The sequence below is a fragment of the Pedobacter sp. JCM 36344 genome (genome assembly GCF_046546555.1).
Taxonomy (GTDB): domain Bacteria; phylum Bacteroidota; class Bacteroidia; order Sphingobacteriales; family Sphingobacteriaceae; genus Pedobacter.
On record NZ_JBKHKK010000044.1, the window covers coordinates 1 to 1,309 of the forward strand.

A 1,309-nucleotide genomic window follows, 5' to 3' on the forward strand; every position below is an offset into this window, starting at 1 on the left:
AAAACAAATTATTTCATAATAATAACATGTTTATTTTCTATTTCTTCTTTTTATTGAATTTATTTACTTTCATTATAAGAAACGACTACCATCGGTCCTCATTCCAAATTTACTTTAACGAGCAGGCTGTGGTCTGAATAACTAGGAAACAACTAGGTAACTCAGAGCACACTCGTTGGGCAAAACCATGCCTTTTCCCAACGAGTGTGCTCTTTGCCCCCTGTTAGTGCGCCGTTAGTGCAGTAGCAGGTGCAATTTTTAAACGATTTGTATAGTGCTAGAATAGCTTTACACTAGTCCTGGAAAAACTTGACATCGTCCTAAATTGAACTTTACATGCACCACGCACCTATAAAAATTCCCCTTAATGCAAAAAAGCCTCTCAATTTGCATTGAAAGGCTTTTAGTTGGTTGGAGATATTGGGTTCCAACCAGTGACCCCCTGCTTGTAAGGCAGGTGAAAATTCTTTCTGTTATGGTTTAAAGCTTGTTTTTGCTAGAAACTTGAAATATGTACTATCTATGTACTATCAAAGACCGTGTTAATGTTGATGTAATTTACGCTTTTACTTTAGATTTACAATTGTCTTTGACTATATAAAAGGCTTAGGTGAGATAAATGACGAGCGTTTGAAGGACGTATTGCCAGAGTTATAAGTAAATCATATCCAAAAGTAAATTTTATTTGGTCTTCTTAAAACGCTAGTTTGGGTTTTGGATTTGTACTTTTTCGTAGTTTTTGAAACGTTCTGTATCGCCTTTATAAAGATGATATTTACGGGACGTATTAATCAAATACTGGCTGTTATCAATTATTTGTTTAAAGACAGGATCTCACCTAGCAAAAGGTAAGTATTGAAGAACAAGCTCTTCGCTTCATGCATATCCACGTCAGAATGGACGCCTGCAGACACTCGTTCGTACAAGTTTGAAAGGTTTTGCCTTAATTTTTTTCTTCTTGATTCACTATCACAGCGATTGTTAATGTAAGCATTTATTCTATTTTGAACTTTGTCTTTTTTTAATGAAAGTTCATTTCCACCAATAGTTATTGACGAATCAGTTGCTGGATAGATATGATCAGCAAAAGAATCGATTATTCTTCTACATGTTGTCAAAGCCTGGCTTATTGATTCTGTGTTATTTTCAGCAAGTCGAGAAATTACAGAAGGTATCTGTTCGATTATATCACCTAAGTTTTGAGCTATAAGTAAATCAATATCTCTTTTGTAATTGTCGAAGATATTCTCAGCTAAAGCGTCAAAGGTATTTTGATAAAAAACACTAGTTGCAAAATCATGGATTAATG

General features: G+C 34.4%; 1 protein-coding gene. It reads right to left on the bottom strand.

The window, feature by feature from the left end; all coding sequences use genetic code 11:
- Nucleotides 1–812 precede the first annotated feature (812 nt).
- The coding region (locus ACHFIZ_RS17900) for a hypothetical protein (RefSeq protein ID WP_410888339.1) at nt 813–1,309 on the bottom strand (497 nt) is incomplete at its 5' end.